At 60.0% G+C, this 17,282-nt stretch carries 9 protein-coding genes; 8 read left to right on the forward strand and 1 reads right to left on the reverse strand.

Annotation, left to right across the window (positions count from 1 at the left end; translation table 11 throughout):
- Positions 1–211: 211 nt before the first annotated feature.
- Positions 212–1,204 carry a transcriptional regulator ArgR gene (gene argR / locus AC0ZWN_RS10900; RefSeq protein ID WP_176471324.1) on the forward strand — a complete coding sequence of 331 codons (993 nt, stop codon included), beginning with the start codon at positions 212–214 and terminating at the stop codon, positions 1,202–1,204.
- A 7-nt stretch (positions 1,205–1,211) separates the two neighbouring features.
- Here argR and AC0ZWN_RS10905 read toward each other — a convergent pair whose 3' ends face one another.
- Positions 1,212–8,999, reverse strand: coding sequence for a dermonecrotic toxin domain-containing protein (locus AC0ZWN_RS10905; protein ID WP_476335026.1), 7,788 nt, complete (start codon positions 8,997–8,999; stop codon positions 1,212–1,214).
- A 304-nt stretch (positions 9,000–9,303) separates the two neighbouring features.
- Between AC0ZWN_RS10905 and AC0ZWN_RS10910 the strand changes: the two genes are divergently transcribed.
- The 7 genes from AC0ZWN_RS10910 to astE all read left to right on the forward strand — a co-directional run bounded on the left by AC0ZWN_RS10910 (position 9,304) and on the right by astE (position 17,171).
- Entirely contained in the window at positions 9,304–10,524 is a 1,221-nt protein-coding gene (locus AC0ZWN_RS10910) for an aspartate aminotransferase family protein (RefSeq protein WP_008077923.1), read from the forward strand.
- Between the two features lie 203 nt (positions 10,525–10,727).
- Positions 10,728–11,747, forward strand: coding sequence for an arginine/ornithine succinyltransferase subunit alpha (aruF, locus tag AC0ZWN_RS10915; protein ID WP_007951057.1), 1,020 nt, complete (start codon positions 10,728–10,730; stop codon positions 11,745–11,747).
- A 51-nt stretch (positions 11,748–11,798) separates the two neighbouring features.
- Complete coding sequence (gene astA / locus AC0ZWN_RS10920) at positions 11,799–12,824, forward strand: arginine N-succinyltransferase (RefSeq protein WP_476335027.1); 1,026 nt, start codon at positions 11,799–11,801, stop codon at positions 12,822–12,824.
- Complete coding sequence (gene astD, locus AC0ZWN_RS10925; RefSeq protein ID WP_476335040.1) at positions 12,821–14,290, forward strand: succinylglutamate-semialdehyde dehydrogenase; 1,470 nt, start codon at positions 12,821–12,823, stop codon at positions 14,288–14,290. The genes astA and astD overlap by 4 nt, the downstream gene beginning before the upstream one ends.
- 163 nt (positions 14,291–14,453) lie before the next feature.
- The gene (gene astB / locus AC0ZWN_RS10930) at positions 14,454–15,800 is read left to right on the forward strand and encodes an N-succinylarginine dihydrolase (RefSeq protein ID WP_093430395.1); all 1,347 of its coding nucleotides are present in this window, start codon (positions 14,454–14,456) and stop codon (positions 15,798–15,800) included.
- A 57-nt stretch (positions 15,801–15,857) separates the two neighbouring features.
- A complete protein-coding gene (locus tag AC0ZWN_RS10935; RefSeq protein WP_016983958.1) occupies positions 15,858–16,148 on the forward strand; it encodes a hypothetical protein in 291 nt (96 codons plus the stop codon).
- A gap of 12 nt (positions 16,149–16,160) precedes the next feature.
- Positions 16,161–17,171 carry a succinylglutamate desuccinylase gene (gene astE / locus AC0ZWN_RS10940; RefSeq protein WP_258708690.1) on the forward strand — a complete coding sequence of 337 codons (1,011 nt, stop codon included), beginning with the start codon at positions 16,161–16,163 and terminating at the stop codon, positions 17,169–17,171.
- Positions 17,172–17,282: the final 111 nt, after the last annotated feature.

A 17,282-nucleotide genomic window follows, 5' to 3' on the forward strand; every position in this document is an offset into this window, starting at 1 on the left:
CCGGCCTGCGATCTCTGTGGGAGCGAGCCTGCTCGCGAATGCGGTGTGACATCCAACACGGGTGTCGACTGATCTACCGCTTTCGCGAGCAGGCTCGCTCCCACATTTAGATCTCTGCCTGGATCTCGGTTGGTTTCAAGATTTGTGTTCATTTACGGGCTAGCATTGGCCCATGCCTTCATCACTGTTCTTCGTTTCGGATCGCCCGCCCATGACTGCCCATCGAATTGGTTTCCTGATTTGGCCCAGCACTAAAGCGTTGACGCTGGCGCTGGCGGAGGAAGCCTTGCGTGTTGCTCAGCGTGTGCACCCGGAGGTGGTTTACGAGCTGTCGTTCCTGCAGGCGGAAGCCGTGACCGCAGCGGCGGCCGAAGGCGCCTGGCAATTGCCCGGTGAAGCCTGGACCGGCAAACTCGAAAACTTCCAGAAACTGTTCCTGCTCGCTGACGAGCCGCCGACCACATTGGCGCCGGCACTGAGCAGTGCGCTCAAGCAATTGGTACGTGCGGGTACGGTCATCGGCGGTCTGTCTGCCGGTGTCTATCCGTTGGCACAACTGGGGTTGCTCGACGGTTATCGTGCTGCCGTGCACTGGCGCTGGCAGGACGATTTCGCCGAGCGTTTCCCTAAAGTCATTGCCACCAGTCACCTGTTCGACTGGGATCGTGATCGCCTGACCGCGTGTGGCGGCATGTCCGTGCTCGATCTGTTGCTGGCGGTATTGGCTCGCGATCACGGTGCAGAGTTGGCCGGAGCGGTTTCGGAAGAACTGGTCGTTGAACGCATTCGCGAGGGCGGCGAGCGTCAGCGCATCCCGTTGCAGAACCGTCTCGGCTCCAGCCATCCGAAGCTCACCCAAGCGGTGTTGCTGATGGAAGCCAACATCGAAGAACCGCTGACCACCGACGAAATCGCCCAGCATGTGTGCGTGTCCCGTCGCCAGTTGGAGCGGATCTTCAAGCAATACCTCAACCGTGTGCCGAGCCAGTACTACCTGGAGCTGCGCCTGAACAAAGCCCGGCAGATGTTGATGCAGACCAGCAAGTCGATCATCCAGATCGGCCTGTCCTGTGGCTTCTCCTCGGGGCCGCATTTCTCCAGCGCCTATCGCAATTTCTTCGGTGCCACGCCGCGGGAAGATCGCAACCAGCGGCGCAGCAGCAGCCCGTTCGAGTTGTCGTCAGTGCCGCCAGAGCGTGGCTGACGGCGGGTCAGCTATGCCTTGTCGATGGTAATGGTCGCTCCTCGCCATCGGAAAAATCCGAATCCACGAAGTCGTCAAGTTCGCTCCGGACCCCCGTCATCCATCTTTCGTTCATTTGCTCGTTAAACGCCGTGGTGTATCTGTCCAGGCGTTGCTGACTTTCCGGGTTAAGGGGGTTGTCGTCGAAGTTGTATTCGGTCACCGCGTCGCCGGGCTGTAAAGGAAACTCGCCTGGCAACTCGGTAATCGCGTTCCCGGACAAGTCCGCGCTCGTCAATCCAGGCAGCTCGAACAGACCGTCGGGCACCTTGCTCAAGGCGCAATTGCCGAGACGCAGATTGTCCAACTGCGGGAGACGCCTCAGGTCTGGAACAATGTTGAGCGGATTGTTGCTCAGGTCCACGGAACTCAGGTTTTTCCAGCCTGCGAAGGCCTCTGCAGCCGGTTCAGTCAGGGTGATTCCACAGTCGGGCAGATGCAGGCTGCGCAGCCTGTCCATAGCGAAGATCGGGGCGGGAATCTCGCCCAGCGGAAATTTGCGGATGTAGACATCTTTGAGCTTCGGGAAAAGCTCCAGCAGACGATCAACCCGACGCGGGGCGGACGCTTTGGTGGTCAGATTCAACTTTTCAATGTGTTCAAAGCGCGCAGTCAGCGGCGGCAGCTCACCGGTAAACGACAACTCGCAGTAAACCGCTGGATCTGTCAGGAACGTGGGCGTTAGGCGCAGTTGCTTTTCCAGGTTGAGCCTGAAGGTTTGGCGATTAAGTTTTTCCGTGGCTGCAGCGTCGTTCCCAAGTGGCATCTGCGTTACAGGATCGCTGGGAGGCTCATTTGCCCAGGTGTCCAGGCGGTCGAGCAGGCCGGCCAGGTCGGTTTTGCGGCGCATCAGCTCAAGACGTCCATCGGCCAGCGTACCCGGAAGGCTGTAGATAAGATCGTTGGCGTCGAAGCCGGACAGCGATGGGTAAAGACTTTGAGCCAGTTCGATGTCGTCCTGTCGAGCGGGGATACCAAAGTTGTCGGCCTTGGCCTGGAAAGCGGCTTTGACTCGTTCTCTGGAAGCCTCTGACAACGGGTTGATACCCAGTTCCATGCCGCGGCCAGAATAACGCGTCAGTTCCGCCGGTAGTTCGATGATGTTGTTGTCGTTCAGCAACGCCGTTTCCAGATGCGGCAGTTGTTCCAGCCCGGCAGGCACACTATCGATCCCGGTGTTGATCAGATCGATGAACGTCAGGTTTTGCAGTGTCGATACATCGGGCGTGGCCTGCAATGTGTTGCTGTACAAGTCCAGCGATTTCAATCGGGTCAGCGTGGACAGGATCGCTTGTCCTTCAGGATCCAGAGTGATCTGGCACTTGCTCAACATCAGTTTTTCGAGCGACGGCAGGCTTTGCAGCGCTTGAGGTATGCGGCCGAGGGCGAAGCCCTGCAGTTCCAGCCCCTGCAATCCGCTGAAGCTTCTGAGAAACCCCCCGGAAACCTTCAGCCCTGGATTGCCCTGAAGTTTGAGATGCCTGATGTGAGTGAAATCGGTGCTCAGCTCCGGTAACTCACCGGTAAACGCCGGCTTGGCATCGACGGTGTTGAGCCGTAGTGCTGAATTGTCGTTACGCCGGCCGCGCCAGAGTTGCTCAAGCTCGTCGCTGAACTCTTGTCTGGCGGCGAGTTCTGTGGCTCTTTCCTGCGCAGTCCATGGCAGTTCAGTCAACGGATTGTTGATCGGCAGACGCTCACGCCACGCGTTGAGATCTCCCATCATTCGGGCGATTTCTGCCTCCCAACTGAGCAGTTGAGTCGTGCCGGCCAGCAATGTCCCGGGAAGGCGATAAATCATGTTGATGGCCGCGTTGTCACCCAGTCGCGGGAACAGTCTTTGCGCCATGGCAATGTCAGCCGATGCCGGTTTGACCCGGAAGTTGCGCCCATGTGTGGCGTAGTAGCGCTTGATGCGCTCGCGAGCATTCAAGGACAGCGGATTATCGTTCAGATATACGCCGTCGGCCTGATCGGAACTCAAGCTGAAAATCGCGTCCGGCAGCTCGGTGATGTTGTTGTTATTGAGATGGAGAATTTCAAGTGCCGGATGTTCGGCGATACCCTTGGGCACGTTGCTGATATCGGTATGGGCAAGTGAAACGCTCGTCAGGTCTGGCAAGGCGTTCAAATCAGGTGCGATTGTCAGCGGGTTGTGGCTCAGATCGAGCAACTGCAGTTTGGACATGGCACCGAGCAGTTGCTGCCCTTCAGGCGTGAGTGTCAGCGCGCAGTCAGTCAGTTTGAGCGCTTTGAGATCCTTGAGGCGCCCGACGAATGAGGGGATGTCATCGAGCGCGAAGGCTTTCAGTTCCAGCGCCTGAAGATTCGGGAACAAGGCAGCAAACGACTCGATGCCTGTGGTCGTTGCATTGCCTGCAAGCTTGAGGCTTGTCACATGATCGAAACTCACAGTGAGGCGGGGTAGTTCGCCGAAGAACTCCAAGTCTGTCGTAAAAGATGCGGTGCGTGTACCGGTGGCAATTGACCTTTCGCGCCAGAAACCCTCCATGAACTCCTTGAAGGCGGAACGCGCGGCTTGTTGCACCAGACGCTCACCTTCGCTAAGCACCTGACCTGTAACCGGGTGCGCTGATGGAGTTTCCAGGGCCCAGCGCGCCAGATCCTCGCGCATTTGTTGCAGCTCCGCTCTCCAGCGCACGAGTTGTTTTCGGCCGCCGGCCAGGTCGCCAGGCAAGTCGTAGATCATCTCGCTGGCCTCTTGGGCGTTCAGATCGGGAAACAACTGCCGGGCGAGGGCAACGTCTTGCTCGTCAGCCAGTACGTCAAAGTCGTTTCGATGGCTGCGGAAGTAGTTCTTGATCTGGTCGCGGGAGGCTGCCGATAGCGGGTTGTCGGCAAGGTCAATGCCGTAACTGCGATCGGCGGGAAGGTCGAACAGCGCGTCCGGCAGTTGCGTGATGCGGTTCCCCGCAAGCACCACGGTTCGAAACCCCGGATGGCTGGTCAATCCTTCAGGCACGACGGTCAGCCCGCAGTTGGACAGGTCGAGATCGTCCAGTTGGGGCAGCAGGTTCAGGTCGGGGAACGTCCCCAGCGGATTGTTACTCAAGTTCAGCGAGTCGAGGCTGTCGAGTGAAAGCAGCACAGCCTGATTTTCCGGGGTCATGACCACGCCACAATTTTTCAGCTCCAGGTCGGTCAGTCGAGGCAGTTTTACTTCGCCAAGCGCAAGCGGCTCCAGTTCGAAGCCGTTCATTTTCAGCTCGGCCAGGTTCGGGAAGCACTCGACGAAGCGCAGGGCGTTGGTGATATTGGCGTTGCCGGTGAGGTCCAGCCGGGTAACGTGCTCGAAACCGGCGTTGAGCGTCGGCATATCCCCCGTGAACGTTGCCGTTGCCCTGAGTACTTTGAGGCGGTAGTAGTCGGGCGGGCTGCGCCAGAGCTGCTCGATCTGTTGCGCAAAGGATCGCCTGGCGTCCAGTTCGCGGGTTTGTGCTTCAAGGGGTAGACGTTCGCCCGTCTCAGGGTCAAGGACGGCGGCCTGGTTGGTCCATTGATTGAGTTCGAGGTTCAGGGCGCCGAGCTCATCTTCCCAGCGCGACAACTGTGCACCGAATTCGGCCAGCGGCCCGGGCAGTCGGTACAACACCTGTGTAGCTTCGTCAGCGTCAAGGGCTGGGAACAAGGCGATCGTGCGCTGCAGATCTTCCTCCGGAGGCCGGACACCGAAGTACTTTCTGGTGTGCTCGAAGAACACTTTCACCCGTTCGCGAGAGGCCGCACTCAATGGGTTGTCAGCAAAGGTGTAACCGCCGCTGCGGGAGCTGGAGAGGTTGAAAAACCTTTCCGGTATTCGGGTGATGCGGTTGCGATCGAATTGCGCCGAGATCAGGCGTGGATGATCCAGCAAGTCGTCGGGCACCGTGTAAATACCGGTATTCGACAGATTGACGTAACGCAATGCAGGCATTGAGTGCAGGTCCGGCGGCAAGCCCAGCGCGTTGCCTTCCAGATCGAGCAGGGTGAGTTGCGGCATTGAGGCGAGCACCGACTCGGTGACCGTTGTCAGGCTGACTCGGCAATCGCGTAATCTCAATTCGCGCAGCGAGCGCATCGAGGTCAGCGCTTGTGGCAGGCTTGGCAGGTTGAGGTTGCGCGCATCCAGAATCTGCAACTGACTGAAAGACTGCAAAAAGCGGTCGACCGAGGTGGTCATGGGGCTGCCATCAATGACGAGTGAAGTGATATGAGTGAAGTCGCTCGACAGGACGGGCAAGTCGCCGATGATGGCGGGCGTCAGGTGCACGACGTATTCGGCGGCGAAGCCTTGTTGATCGTAGTGCGTGACGTTCTCCCGTCGCCAGCTTTTGAGTAATTCGTCCCTGAGCAACCTGCGGTTCTGGATTTCGGCGCGCCTCTCCAGCGGCGTTAGCGCCGTACCGGTTTCGGGGTGAATGGCGGGCGGATTGTTGGCCCAGACATGCAGTTCGTTCTGCAATTGCAGGTAGTCATTTTGCAAGCGAAGTATCTCTGCGCGCGGGCCAGCGGGACTGCGCAGCATGCTTTCGACGAGATAACCCACCTCACGGTTCGACATTCGCGGATAGAGCACCCGGATGTCTTCTTCGAGTGTGCGCGGTTGGGTACTGGGGCGCGGCGGACGTGGTGGAGCAGGGGGATAACCATCGGTCCCCAGCAGCCGCAGCGTGTCGACGGCCGACGGTTGGGTCGGCGTATCGCCGATCACCTGACGCAACTCGTTGCGCTCAAGCGTACGTTCGCGAATGGTCGCCTTCAGCGCCTGGCCCTGGCCAATCCGGATGTCGAGGTTCTGGCGCTCGCTGTCGGGTAATGCGTACAACAGGCTGGAATAAAAATCGCTGAACGAATGCAGCTGCTGCCCACGATCGTCGTAAGGTTGATATTGGCCATCGTCGCGGCGAACCAGAACCTTGTGTGCGGCTGCATCTTCACGGCCGATGGTGTCCAGTAGCGGGCCCTCGTAGCGCCTGTCCCGGATCTCGATGCGTACATCGCCGCTCCAGCCCGGCAACAATTTGAGGCTGTGCAGCGCCAGAGAGTCGGAGTCGGAATTGCTCACCGAGTCCAGCTCCAGGCCTTCATAGGCGCGGGTAACGCGCACCTCCTGACTGGCCATCTGCATGAGTGCCTGCTGGCGCGCGGGCAATTGTCCTTCGCTGATCTGCAACAGTTCGCTGCCGGTCGCGGTATCGAGCAGTTCGCGGGTGATGCTGGCCGGCAGTTCGGGAGGGTGGGCCTTGAGTCGTGCCGCCAGCGGATCATCGAGGTGCTGAAGGGCCTGATAACGCGCCTCGAACAGCGCGCTTCTGTTGCGTTTGGCGAGATCGGCCACTTGCTTGCGCAGGTTCTGGCTGCGTACCTCGACGGACTGCGTCGGTCCCGCAAAGGGTTCGTTCAACAAGGCTTTGATCTGCGTCTCGTCGAGGCTATAGAGCAGGGTTTTGAGCACGTCGTCACCGAGCAGTCTGTCCTGGCGCAGTTCGGTCACGGGCAGGCTTGCGTCCGCAGACGATTGCCACAGCTGCTGCCCTTGTCGATCGAGCAGACGCAGGCACTTATCGCCTGGCCAACGCCCGTATTCACTGAGCACCTGCAGCTGTGTGACCGGATCAGCGCGCAAAAACTCTTCGGCGACATTGCTGTCGAGCTGATCGATGAAGCGTTGCAACTGCTGATCAATCTTGAAGCGCTGGATACTGTCGGCAAGCAAAGGCGGGACTTTTTCCAGATTGACATGCATTTTGCGCAACGCGTCTTCGCTGGTTCCGCTGATCCGCAAGACGGTTTCGCGCTCGTTCGGCGACAGGCTCTCGACGGAAGAACCGATACGGCGCAGAACCGTTTCGCCATCCCATTCCAGCGGTTGCTCGAGTTCAGTGTGCCAGGCGCCTTCGCCATTGTGGCGCACCACCGGTTGGTAAGCGTCGGGGCGGCTCGGGTGTTCGATGCGGTACTGCCCCGGCACCTGGCTTTCTTTTACTGCAAAGTGGGCATCCTCCAAGGGCAGCAGGCGCTTGCCCTGATGCGTGTGCAAACCCAGCGCATCGGGTTGCGAATCTGCCGTTGGAACCTGCGGATGCTTGTAGCGTTCGAGATCCGGCTCCCAATAGCGGGTCTTGCCACTGGCCAGTTTTACCGGTTTGAAGCGGTCGATGAACGCCACGACTTCCTTGGGCAAAATCTTGCGGAACTCGGCCGCGCCAATCTTGCCGCCCACGGCGAACAGGCCCAACTGGATCATCGATTCCACGGTGCCCATCAAGTGTTCCAAGGCTTCAGTCGTTCGCCCCTGCGCCCACTCGATGACGCCTTCGAACGCTTCATCGAGCATTTGATAGGCCATGTACGCCATCATGGCTTCACCCAGCACCGGCACGAACGGTGCAACGATCAGCGCGGCGGTCTGCACGATGGTGGAGATGATGTTGCTCACCGAGTCCCAGAAGGCCCAGCGCGCTTTCTGGTCGACCACCGCGGTGGGTACGGCGATCACCCGGGCGTCATTGAAGATCTTGTTCAGTTTCGCGTGATGGATGTGTTGCCAGAGATTGTCATGGAACGCGGTCAGCGTGGTTTGCAGATCCGGGCGCTCGACAGCGGTGTCGCGCCATGCGGGCAGCGAGCTGCCGGACTCGGGCGGGTGCCACATGATCTGGCTCAAGCGGCTATTGAGGGTACTGAAGAAAACACCTCGATGTTCGTGGTTCACGAATCGGCTGAAAAACTGCTGGTAGTCTTTCGAGCGCAACTGGCGGGTCAGTTCGGCGACCAGGTCGTAGGTCGAGGCGTATTCCTTGAAGGGGTGCTCGGGATCATCGGGGACATAAGCCACCACCCGTGCCGGGTCTCGCGAGGCGTACAGGTCGGGGGCAAACACGACGATACCGGTCAGCGGTGCGCACAGCATCCCCATGTCATGGCACAACACCGCTGCCCCGCTGATGTACAGGCCCTTCATGCCGTCGAGCACGGCATCGATCAAGCGAAAATAGCTTTCCGACACATCGCGGTTCATCCGCGCCCACTGCAGGGCGGCTTTCATCGCGGCTTTCTGGCTGTCATCGATTTTGTTGCGCAGTACGGTGGCCACCATTGGATCGGTATAGCCGAGGTTGTCTTCGAGATGGGCCTTGTATCGCGCGCCGATGTCCAGCCTTCGGCACAACCGGGTGAAAGCGGCGATGCTCATTTTCGCCTTGATCGCCGGCAGGGGACTGAACTGGCCGCTGACGGTGGGACGAGTGACGAAGGTCGAGTCAGCTTCGAAGGCGTCGTTATGGGTTTCCGATTCCTCGAAGTTGTGCAGCGCGGCCTCCAGTAACGACACGGTCCAGGCGCGCGTACCGGTGCGGATCGGAAACCACGGAGTGGTTGCGGGGATGTACAGGCGCACGAAGGTGTTGCGCACATCCAGGTCCAGACCGAAACGGTTTTTCAGTTCTTGCTGGAGCAAGGGCTCGGCAAAGGTGCTGGCGTCCTGCAAGTGTTCCAGGCTTTGATCGACCTTGCTTTGCGCGGCCCATTGCGTGGCGTTGAGGCTATTCATCTGCTGATGTTGCTCGGCAGGTGCCGACTGGAGAGTGAGGGACAGGCGCGGCAGGCTGTTCGTGAGTGCCAGGCGGCGAGTCGGTGTCGCGGCGCCGAGCCAATCGGGCAAGGCATTTTTCAGCGGCAGGTAATGATCGTCTGGATGCAGCGCGTTGTTCGTGGCGGTCGAGGCTGTCGGAGGGTGTCGCTGAGTCAGGTGCATGGGCCATTCCTTGGCGTTGAAAAGAACGCGCAGCAAATCAGGAACCGGCCACCCTTGTGCGGTACATATTTATATCTTTGTCGCAGGGTTGAGTTGGTATTCTCTGCAGCCTGCCGCAAATCGACGGTGCCAGTTAAACTGCGCCTTTGCGACGCTATATGTCGCATTGCCGTAAACCCGGGAAAATCCGGGGTTTGCGCTATAAGAAGTTGTCGCTTGGCGACAAGGCCGGGCTGAAAACTGTCCTTACAATCCTCACCAAGCTCGCCAGTTTCAGGCGAGTGTTCCTCTTCAGGAGACTCCGATGTCCGTTGAGCACGCTGCGGTACAACGCGCCGATTTCGACCAGGTAATGGTTCCCAACTACGCGCCTGCCGCTTTCATTCCGGTGCGTGGCGCCGGTTCCCGCGTCTGGGATCAGGCCGGCCGCGAGCTGATCGACTTCGCCGGCGGGATTGCCGTTAACGTATTGGGCCATGCGCACCCGGCGCTGGTCGGTGCACTGACCGAACAGGCGAACAAGCTGTGGCACGTGTCCAACGTGTTCACCAACGAACCAGCCCTGCGCCTGGCGCACAAGCTGATCGATGCCACGTTCGCCGAGCGCGTGTTCTTCTGCAACTCGGGCGCTGAAGCCAACGAGGCCGCGTTCAAGCTGGCCCGTCGCGTTGCGTTCGACCGTTTCGGCACTGAGAAGTACGAAATCATTGCGGCGCTGAACAGCTTCCACGGTCGTACCCTGTTCACCGTCAACGTCGGTGGCCAGTCGAAGTACTCCGACGGTTTCGGCCCGAAAATCACCGGCATCACCCACGTGCCTTACAACGACCTGGCCGCGCTGAAAGCCGCCGTTTCCGACAAGACCTGCGCGGTCGTGCTGGAACCGATCCAGGGCGAGGGCGGCGTACTGCCGGCCGAACTGGCTTACCTGCAAGGTGCCCGCGAACTGTGCGACGCGAACAACGCGCTGCTGGTGTTCGACGAAGTGCAGACCGGCATGGGCCGCAGCGGCAAGCTGTTCGCTTACCAGCATTACGGCGTGACCCCGGACATCCTGACCAGCGCCAAGAGCTTGGGCGGCGGTTTCCCGATCGCGGCGATGCTGACCACCGAAGCGCTGGCCAAACATCTGGTCGTCGGCACTCACGGCACCACCTACGGCGGCAACCCGCTGGCGTGTGCGGTCGCTGAAGCGGTAATCGACGTGATCAACACCCCTGAAGTGCTGAACGGCGTGAACGCCAAGCACGACAAGTTCAAGGCGCGCCTTGAGCAGATCGGCGAGAAATACGGCCTGTTCACTCAGGTGCGTGGTCTCGGTCTGCTGATCGGTTGCGTGCTGAGCGATGCCTGGAAAGGCAAGGCCAAAGACATCTTCAACGCCGCTGAAAAAGAAGGCCTGATGATTCTGCAAGCCGGCCCGGACGTGATCCGTTTCGCCCCGAGCCTGGTGGTGGAAGACGCCGATATCGATGCTGGTCTGGACCGCTTCGAACGCGCTGCTGCTGCACTGACGCAAGCCTGATAGACCCTTCGGCGCCTGGAGTTTTTCAGGCGTCGAACCCAATTTTTGATGCCGGTGAGATTCATTGTGGGAGCGAGCTTGCTCGCGAAGAGGGAGTTTCAGTCGCCATCTATGCTGACTGGTACACCGCTTTCGCGAGCAAGCTCGCTCCCACAGTGTCCGGTGTTTTTTTCTGTGAATTTATAAGAGAAAGGAGTGACACCATGCTGGTGATGCGCCCCGCGCAAATGGCTGATCTGGGCGAGGTACAGCGTCTGGCTGCGGACAGCCCGATTGGTGTCACTTCCTTGCCGGATGACGTGGAACGTCTGAGCGACAAGATCGCCGCGAGCGAAGCCTCGTTTGCTGCCGAAGTGAGCTTCAACGGTGAGGAAAGCTATTTCTTCGTCCTCGAAGACACCGCCACCGGCAAGCTGGTCGGCTGCTCGGCGATTGTTGCTTCGGCCGGTTACTCGGAGCCGTTCTACAGCTTCCGCAACGAGACGTTCGTGCATGCCTCCCGTGAGCTGAAGATCCACAACAAGATCCACGTGCTTTCGCAGTGCCACGACCTGACTGGCAACAGCTTGCTGACCAGTTTCTACGTGCAGCGCGAGCTGGTCGGTTCGCCGTGGTCGGAACTCAACTCCCGTGGCCGTCTGCTGTTCGTTGCCAGCCATCCGGAGCGTTTCGCTGATTCGGTGGTGACCGAGATCGTCGGTTACAGCGACGAGAACGGCGACTCGCCATTCTGGGATGCCATTGGTCGCAACTTCTTCGACCTCAATTACGCCGAAGCCGAACGCCTGTGCGGGCTGAAAAGCCGTACGTTCCTTGCCGAGCTGATGCCGCATTACCCGATCTACGTACCGCTGCTGCCGGATTCCGCCCAAGAGGCGATGGGCCAGGTGCACCCGCGTGCGCAGATCACCTTCGACATCCTGATGCGCGAAGGCTTCGAGACCGATCACTACATCGACATTTTCGACGGTGGCCCGACCCTGCATGCACGTGTGTCGGGGATCCGTTCGATCGCTCAGAGCCGCGTGGTGCCGGTGAAGATCGGCGAGCCGGTGAAAGGTGCCGGGCGCCAGTATCTAGTGGCTAACGCGCAGTTGCAGGATTACCGCGCGGTGTTGCTGGAGCTGGATTACGCACCGGGCAAACCGGTGACTCTGGATCTGGAAGCGGCCGAAGCCCTGGGCGTCGGTGAAGGTGCCAGCGTGCGCCTGGTGGCGGTTTAACGCCTTAGCGAGTTTCACGGGTGGCGAAGGCGGCCCGTTTGAGGAGATAGCATGATTGTTCGTCCCGTACGCAGCAGCGATTTATCCGCTCTGATCGACCTGGCCCGCAGCACCGGCACCGGCCTGACCACGTTGCCGGCCAACGAAGAACGTCTGGCCCACCGGGTCGGCTGGGCCGAGAAGACCTTTCGCGGCGAAGCTGGCCGTGGCGACGCGGACTACCTGTTCGTGCTCGAAGACGACGACGGTCGCGTGGTGGGGATTTCCGCCATTGCTGGCGCGGTCGGTATGCGTGAGCCTTGGTACAACTTCCGTGTCGGCCTGACCGTCAGCGCTTCGCAAGAGCTGAACATCTACCGCGAGATTCCGACGCTGTTCCTCGCCAACGACCTGACCGGTAATTCCGAGCTGTGCTCGCTGTTCCTGCACGCCGATTACCGCAACGGTCTGAACGGTCGCATGTTGTCGAAGGCGCGGATGCTGTTCATCGCGGAATTCCCTGAGCTGTTCGGCAACAAGATCATCGCCGAAATGCGCGGTGTGTCCGATGACGCCGGCCGTTCACCGTTCTGGGAAAGTCTCGGTCGTCACTTCTTCAAGATGGAATTCAGCCAGGCCGATTACCTGACCGGTGTCGGCAACAAGGCGTTCATTGCTGAGCTGATGCCGAAATTCCCGCTGTACACCTGCTTCCTCTCCGAAGGCGCACGTAACGTCATCGGTCAGGTGCACCCGGACACCGAGCCAGCCTTGGCGATGCTCAAGAGCGAAGGTTTCAGCTACCAGGGTTACGTCGACATCTTCGACGCAGGTCCGGCCATCGAATGCGAAACCGGCAAGATCCGCGCAGTGCGTGACAGTGAAGCGCTGGTGCTCGCCGTTGGCACGCCGGGCGAAGACGCCACGCCGTTCATCATCCATAACCGCAAGCGCGAAGATTGCCGCATCACTGCTGCGCCGGCGCGTCTGGCTGCCGGCACCCTGGTGGTCGATCCGCAGACCGCCAAACGTCTTCAACTCAACGCTGGCGATCAAGTGCGCGCCGTGGCGTTGTCCGCTGCACGGGAGTCGAAATAATGAATTCGCTATACATCGCAGGTGAGTGGCTGGCCGGCCAGGGCGAAGCCTTTCAATCGCTGAACCCGGTGACCCAGCAAGTGCTGTGGTCGGGGGAGGGTGCCACGGCTGCGCAGGTTGAGTCGGCTGTGCAAGCTGCGCGTCAGGCGTTTCCAGGCTGGGCACGTCGTACGCTGGAAGAGCGCATCACTGTGCTTGAGGCTTTTGCCGCGTCGTTGAAAAACCACGCTGACGAACTGGCTCGCACCATTGGTGAAGAGACCGGTAAGCCGTTGTGGGAAGCCGCGACCGAAGTCACCAGCATGGTCAACAAGATCGCGATCTCGGTGCAGAGCTACCGCGAACGTACCGGCGAGAAGAGCGGCCCGTTGGGCGACGCCACCGCCGTACTGCGCCACAAGCCGCACGGCGTGGTTGCGGTGTTTGGCCCTTACAACTTCCCCGGCCATTTGCCGAACGGCCATATCGTGCCGGCGTTGTTGGCCGGTAACAGCGTGCTGTTCAAGCCTAGCGAATTGACCCCGAAAGTCGCCGAGCTGACGGTCAAGTGCTGGATCGAAGCCGGTCTGCCGGCGGGTGTGTTGAACCTGTTGCAAGGTGCGCGCGAAACCGGCATCGCGCTGGCGGCGAACCCAGGCATCGACGGCCTGTTCTTCACCGGTTCGAGCCGCACAGGCAACCATCTGCACCAGCAGTTTGCCGGGCGTCCGGACAAGATTCTGGCGCTGGAAATGGGTGGCAATAACCCGCTGGTGGTGGATCAGGTCGCGGATCTGGATGCGGCGGTTTACACGATCATTCAGTCGGCGTTCATCTCTGCCGGTCAGCGTTGCACCTGTGCACGCCGTCTGCTGGTGCCGCAAGGCGCGTGGGGCGACAGTCTGCTCAAGCGTCTGGTGGAAGTCAGTGCGAGCATTGAGGTCGGTGCATTCGATCAGCAACCAGCGCCATTCATGGGCTCGGTGATTTCCCTCGGCGCGGCGAAAGCGCTGATGGATGCTCAAGAACATCTGTTGGCCAACGGCGCCGTGTCACTGCTGGAAATGACTCAGCCGCAGGCCCAGGCCGCGCTGCTGACCCCGGGCATCCTCGATGTCACCGCAGTTGCCGATCGCCCGGACGAAGAACTGTTCGGCCCGTTGCTGCAAGTAATCCGCTACACCGATTTCGAAGCGGCGATCGCTGAAGCCAACGACACTGCTTACGGCCTGGCCGCAGGTCTGTTGTCGGATTCTGAAGCGCGTTATCAGCAGTTCTGGCTGGAAAGCCGCGCCGGTATCGTCAACTGGAACAAGCAGCTGACTGGCGCTGCGAGCAGCGCGCCGTTTGGTGGTGTCGGCGCTTCGGGCAACCACCGCGCCAGCGCCTATTACGCGGCGGATTACTGCGCGTACCCGGTGGCCTCGCTGGAAACCCCAAGCCTGGTGTTGCCTGCTGCCCTGACGCCTGGCGTGAAAATGGCGTGATGCCCATTCGCGAGCAGGCTCGCTCCCACAGATTCAGTGGTGTTCACACATTTTGTGTTCAACATAAATCCTGTGGGAGCGAGCTTGCTCGCGAAGGCCGCGCCTCGGTCTAAAAGAATAGTTACTGAAGCCTATAACAACAGATTCTCGTGGAGCCTCGCTGATGAAATCCTATGAAGTCAATTTTGACGGTCTAGTGGGGCCGACCCATAACTACGGTGGTCTGTCCTACGGCAACGTTGCCTCCCAGAGCAACAGCCAGCAATCCTCGAACCCGAAGGAAGCGGCGCTGCAAGGTCTGGCGAAGATGAAAGCGCTGATGGAAATGGGCTTTCAGCAAGGCGTGCTCGCACCGCAGGAACGTCCGGACGTGGCCGCTCTGCGCCGTCTGGGCTTCAGCGGCACCGACGCGCAAGTGATCGAGCGCGCCGCCAAAGAGGCGATGCCGCTGCTGGTCGCCAGTTGTTCCGCGTCGAGCATGTGGGTGGCTAACGCCGCGACTGTCAGCCCGAGTGCCGACACCGCAGACGGTCGCGTGCATTTCACTGCAGCCAACCTCAACTGCAAATACCACCGCAGCATCGAGCACCCGACCACCAGCCGCGTGCTCGGCGCGATGTTCGCCAATCAGCAGCACTTCGCCCATCACGCCGCTTTGCCGGCAGTGGCGCAGTTCGGCGACGAAGGTGCGGCCAACCACACACGTTTCTGCCGCGAATATGGCGAAGCGGGCGTCGAGTTTTTCGTATTCGGTCGCAGTGCCTTCGACAATCGCTACCCGGCGCCGCAGAAATATCCGGCGCGCCAGACCCTCGAAGCCTCGCAAGCCGTTGCGCGTCTGCACGGTCTGCGTGACGAAGGCGTGGTTTACGCGCAGCAGAACCCGAACGTGATCGATCAGGGCGTGTTCCACAACGACGTGATCGCCGTCGGTAACGGTGAAGTGCTGTTCTATCACGAGGACGCGTTCCTCGAGACCGATCAGATGCTCGCCGAACTGCAAAGCAAGCTCGCCAAAGTCGGGGGCAACTTCCAGTCCGTGTGTGTGCCGCGTTCGGCAGTCACCGTGGATGATGCGGTGCGTTCCTACCTGTTCAACAGCCAGTTGCTCTCGCGTCCTGATGGCTCGATGTTGCTGATCGTGCCGCAAGAGTGCCAGGCCAACGAGCGCGTCTGGGCGTATCTGCAAAGTCTGACCAGCTCCGGCGGCCTGATCCGCGAAGTGAAAGTCTTCGATCTCAAGCAAAGCATGCAGAACGGTGGTGGCCCGGCGTGCCTGCGACTGCGCGTCGCGCTTAACGAAACCGAACTGGCGGCGGTCAACCCAGGGGTTATCATGACGCCACCGTTGTACGGTTCGTTGACCGCATGGGTTGAAAAGCACTACCGCGACCGCCTGAGCGAAACCGATCTGGCGGATCCGCAATTGCTGCTTGAATGCCGGACGGCACTGGATGAACTGACGCAAATCCTTAAACTGGGCGCGGTTTATCCATTCCAGATCAATTGATGGCCGGCGCGTCGCCTGAACGCGGCGCGCGGCTTGTCTCACCAAGAGAGTAAAAACATGAGCGATTCCCTGCAGCTGATCCTTGAAGACACCGACGGCACGCAACTGCAAACCTCGTGCACCCGCGTCGCGGTCATGTGGCAAGGCAAAGAGCTGTGGATCCAGCAGGACGGCCGTGGCCAACTGCTGATCGGCGTGGACGTTGAAGAAGGTGACGCCGAGTACGCCAACCTGCTGCTGCGCCCATTGGCGACTAATCTGGTAAGTCTGCAACTGGAAATGGAACCGGCTGACGTCGGCGACGACGAAGACCACGTGCACGGCCCGGATTGCAACCACGATCACTAAGGAAACCGCTCTATGCTCGCCCTCGGCAAACTGCTTGAACTGACCCTCGCCGGCCGTGAACCGGCGGAGAAGACTCAACTGACTGTCGAAGGCGTGCGTATGCGCTGGTTGAGCGAAGGTGCGCTGGAAGTGCGGCCACCCGAAGCACGCGACAATGGCCTGGACCTGCTGCTGTCGGCAGGTATTCACGGCAACGAAACAGCGCCGATCGAGTTGCTTGACCGGCTGCTGCACGACATCGCCCGCGGCGATCTGAAGCCGCGCGCACGCATTCTGTTCCTGTTCGGCAACCCGGAAGCGATTCGCAAGGGCGAGCGTTTCGTCGAGCAGGACGTCAATCGGCTGTTCAACGGCCGTCATGAACAAAGCAGTGGCAGCGAAGCGCTGCGTGCCTGTGAGCTGGAGCGTCTGGCGGCGAGTTTCTTCAGCCTGCCGGATCGCCAGCGTCTGCACTATGACCTGCACACGGCGATTCGCGGTTCGAAGATCGAGCAGTTCGCGCTGTATCCGTGGAAGGAAGGTCGTCAGCATTCGCGTCTGGAGCTGGCACGTCTGCGCGCTGCCGGAATGGAAGCGGTGCTGTTGCAGAACAAACCGTCGATCGTCTTCAGCTCGTACACCTACGACAAGCTCGGTGCCGAGGCTTTTACGCTGGAACTGGGCAAGGCGCGGCCGTTCGGGCAGAACGACGGGGTCAATGTCTCGCTGCTGGAAACCCGTCTGCAACAGATCATTGAAGGCAACGAGCCGCAGATGGCGGAGCAGGGGCTGGACGGTTTGCAGCTGTTCAGCGTCGCCCGGGAAATCATCAAGCACAGCGATGCATTCCGTCTGAACCTGCCGCAGGACATCGAAAACTTTTCAGAGTTGGAAGTGGGTTACGTGCTGGCCGAGGATTTGGCCAATACCCGTTGGGTCATTGAGGAAGAGGGAGCACGCATCATCTTTCCCAATCCTAAGGTCAAGAACGGCTTGCGCGCGGGCATCCTGATCGTGCCGGCCACCGACGAAAACCTCGCCTGACCTCAATCGCAAGGTCTACACAGAACCACTGTGGGAGCGAGCTTGCTCGCGAATGCAATCGGGCATTCAACATTTAAGTTGGCTGTCAATCCGCTTTCGCGAGCAAGCTCG

This window comes from Pseudomonas sp. 3B-A001-10F, from assembly GCF_056313565.1.

What these genes read in the sequence shown, in the direction of transcription:
- argR (WP_176471324.1), top strand. Translation starts at nt 212, where the DNA reads ATGACTGCCCATCGAATTGGTTTCCTGATTTGGCCCAGCACTAAAGCG.
- AC0ZWN_RS10905 (WP_476335026.1), bottom strand. Translation starts at nt 8,999, where the DNA reads ATGCACCTGACTCAGCGACACCCTCCGACAGCCTCGACCGCCACGAAC.
- AC0ZWN_RS10910 (WP_008077923.1), top strand. Translation starts at nt 9,304, where the DNA reads ATGTCCGTTGAGCACGCTGCGGTACAACGCGCCGATTTCGACCAGGTA.
- aruF (WP_007951057.1), top strand. Translation starts at nt 10,728, where the DNA reads ATGCTGGTGATGCGCCCCGCGCAAATGGCTGATCTGGGCGAGGTACAG.
- astA (WP_476335027.1), top strand. Translation starts at nt 11,799, where the DNA reads ATGATTGTTCGTCCCGTACGCAGCAGCGATTTATCCGCTCTGATCGAC.
- astB (WP_093430395.1), top strand. Translation starts at nt 14,454, where the DNA reads ATGAAATCCTATGAAGTCAATTTTGACGGTCTAGTGGGGCCGACCCAT.
- AC0ZWN_RS10935 (WP_016983958.1), top strand. Translation starts at nt 15,858, where the DNA reads ATGAGCGATTCCCTGCAGCTGATCCTTGAAGACACCGACGGCACGCAA.
- astE (WP_258708690.1), top strand. Translation starts at nt 16,161, where the DNA reads ATGCTCGCCCTCGGCAAACTGCTTGAACTGACCCTCGCCGGCCGTGAA.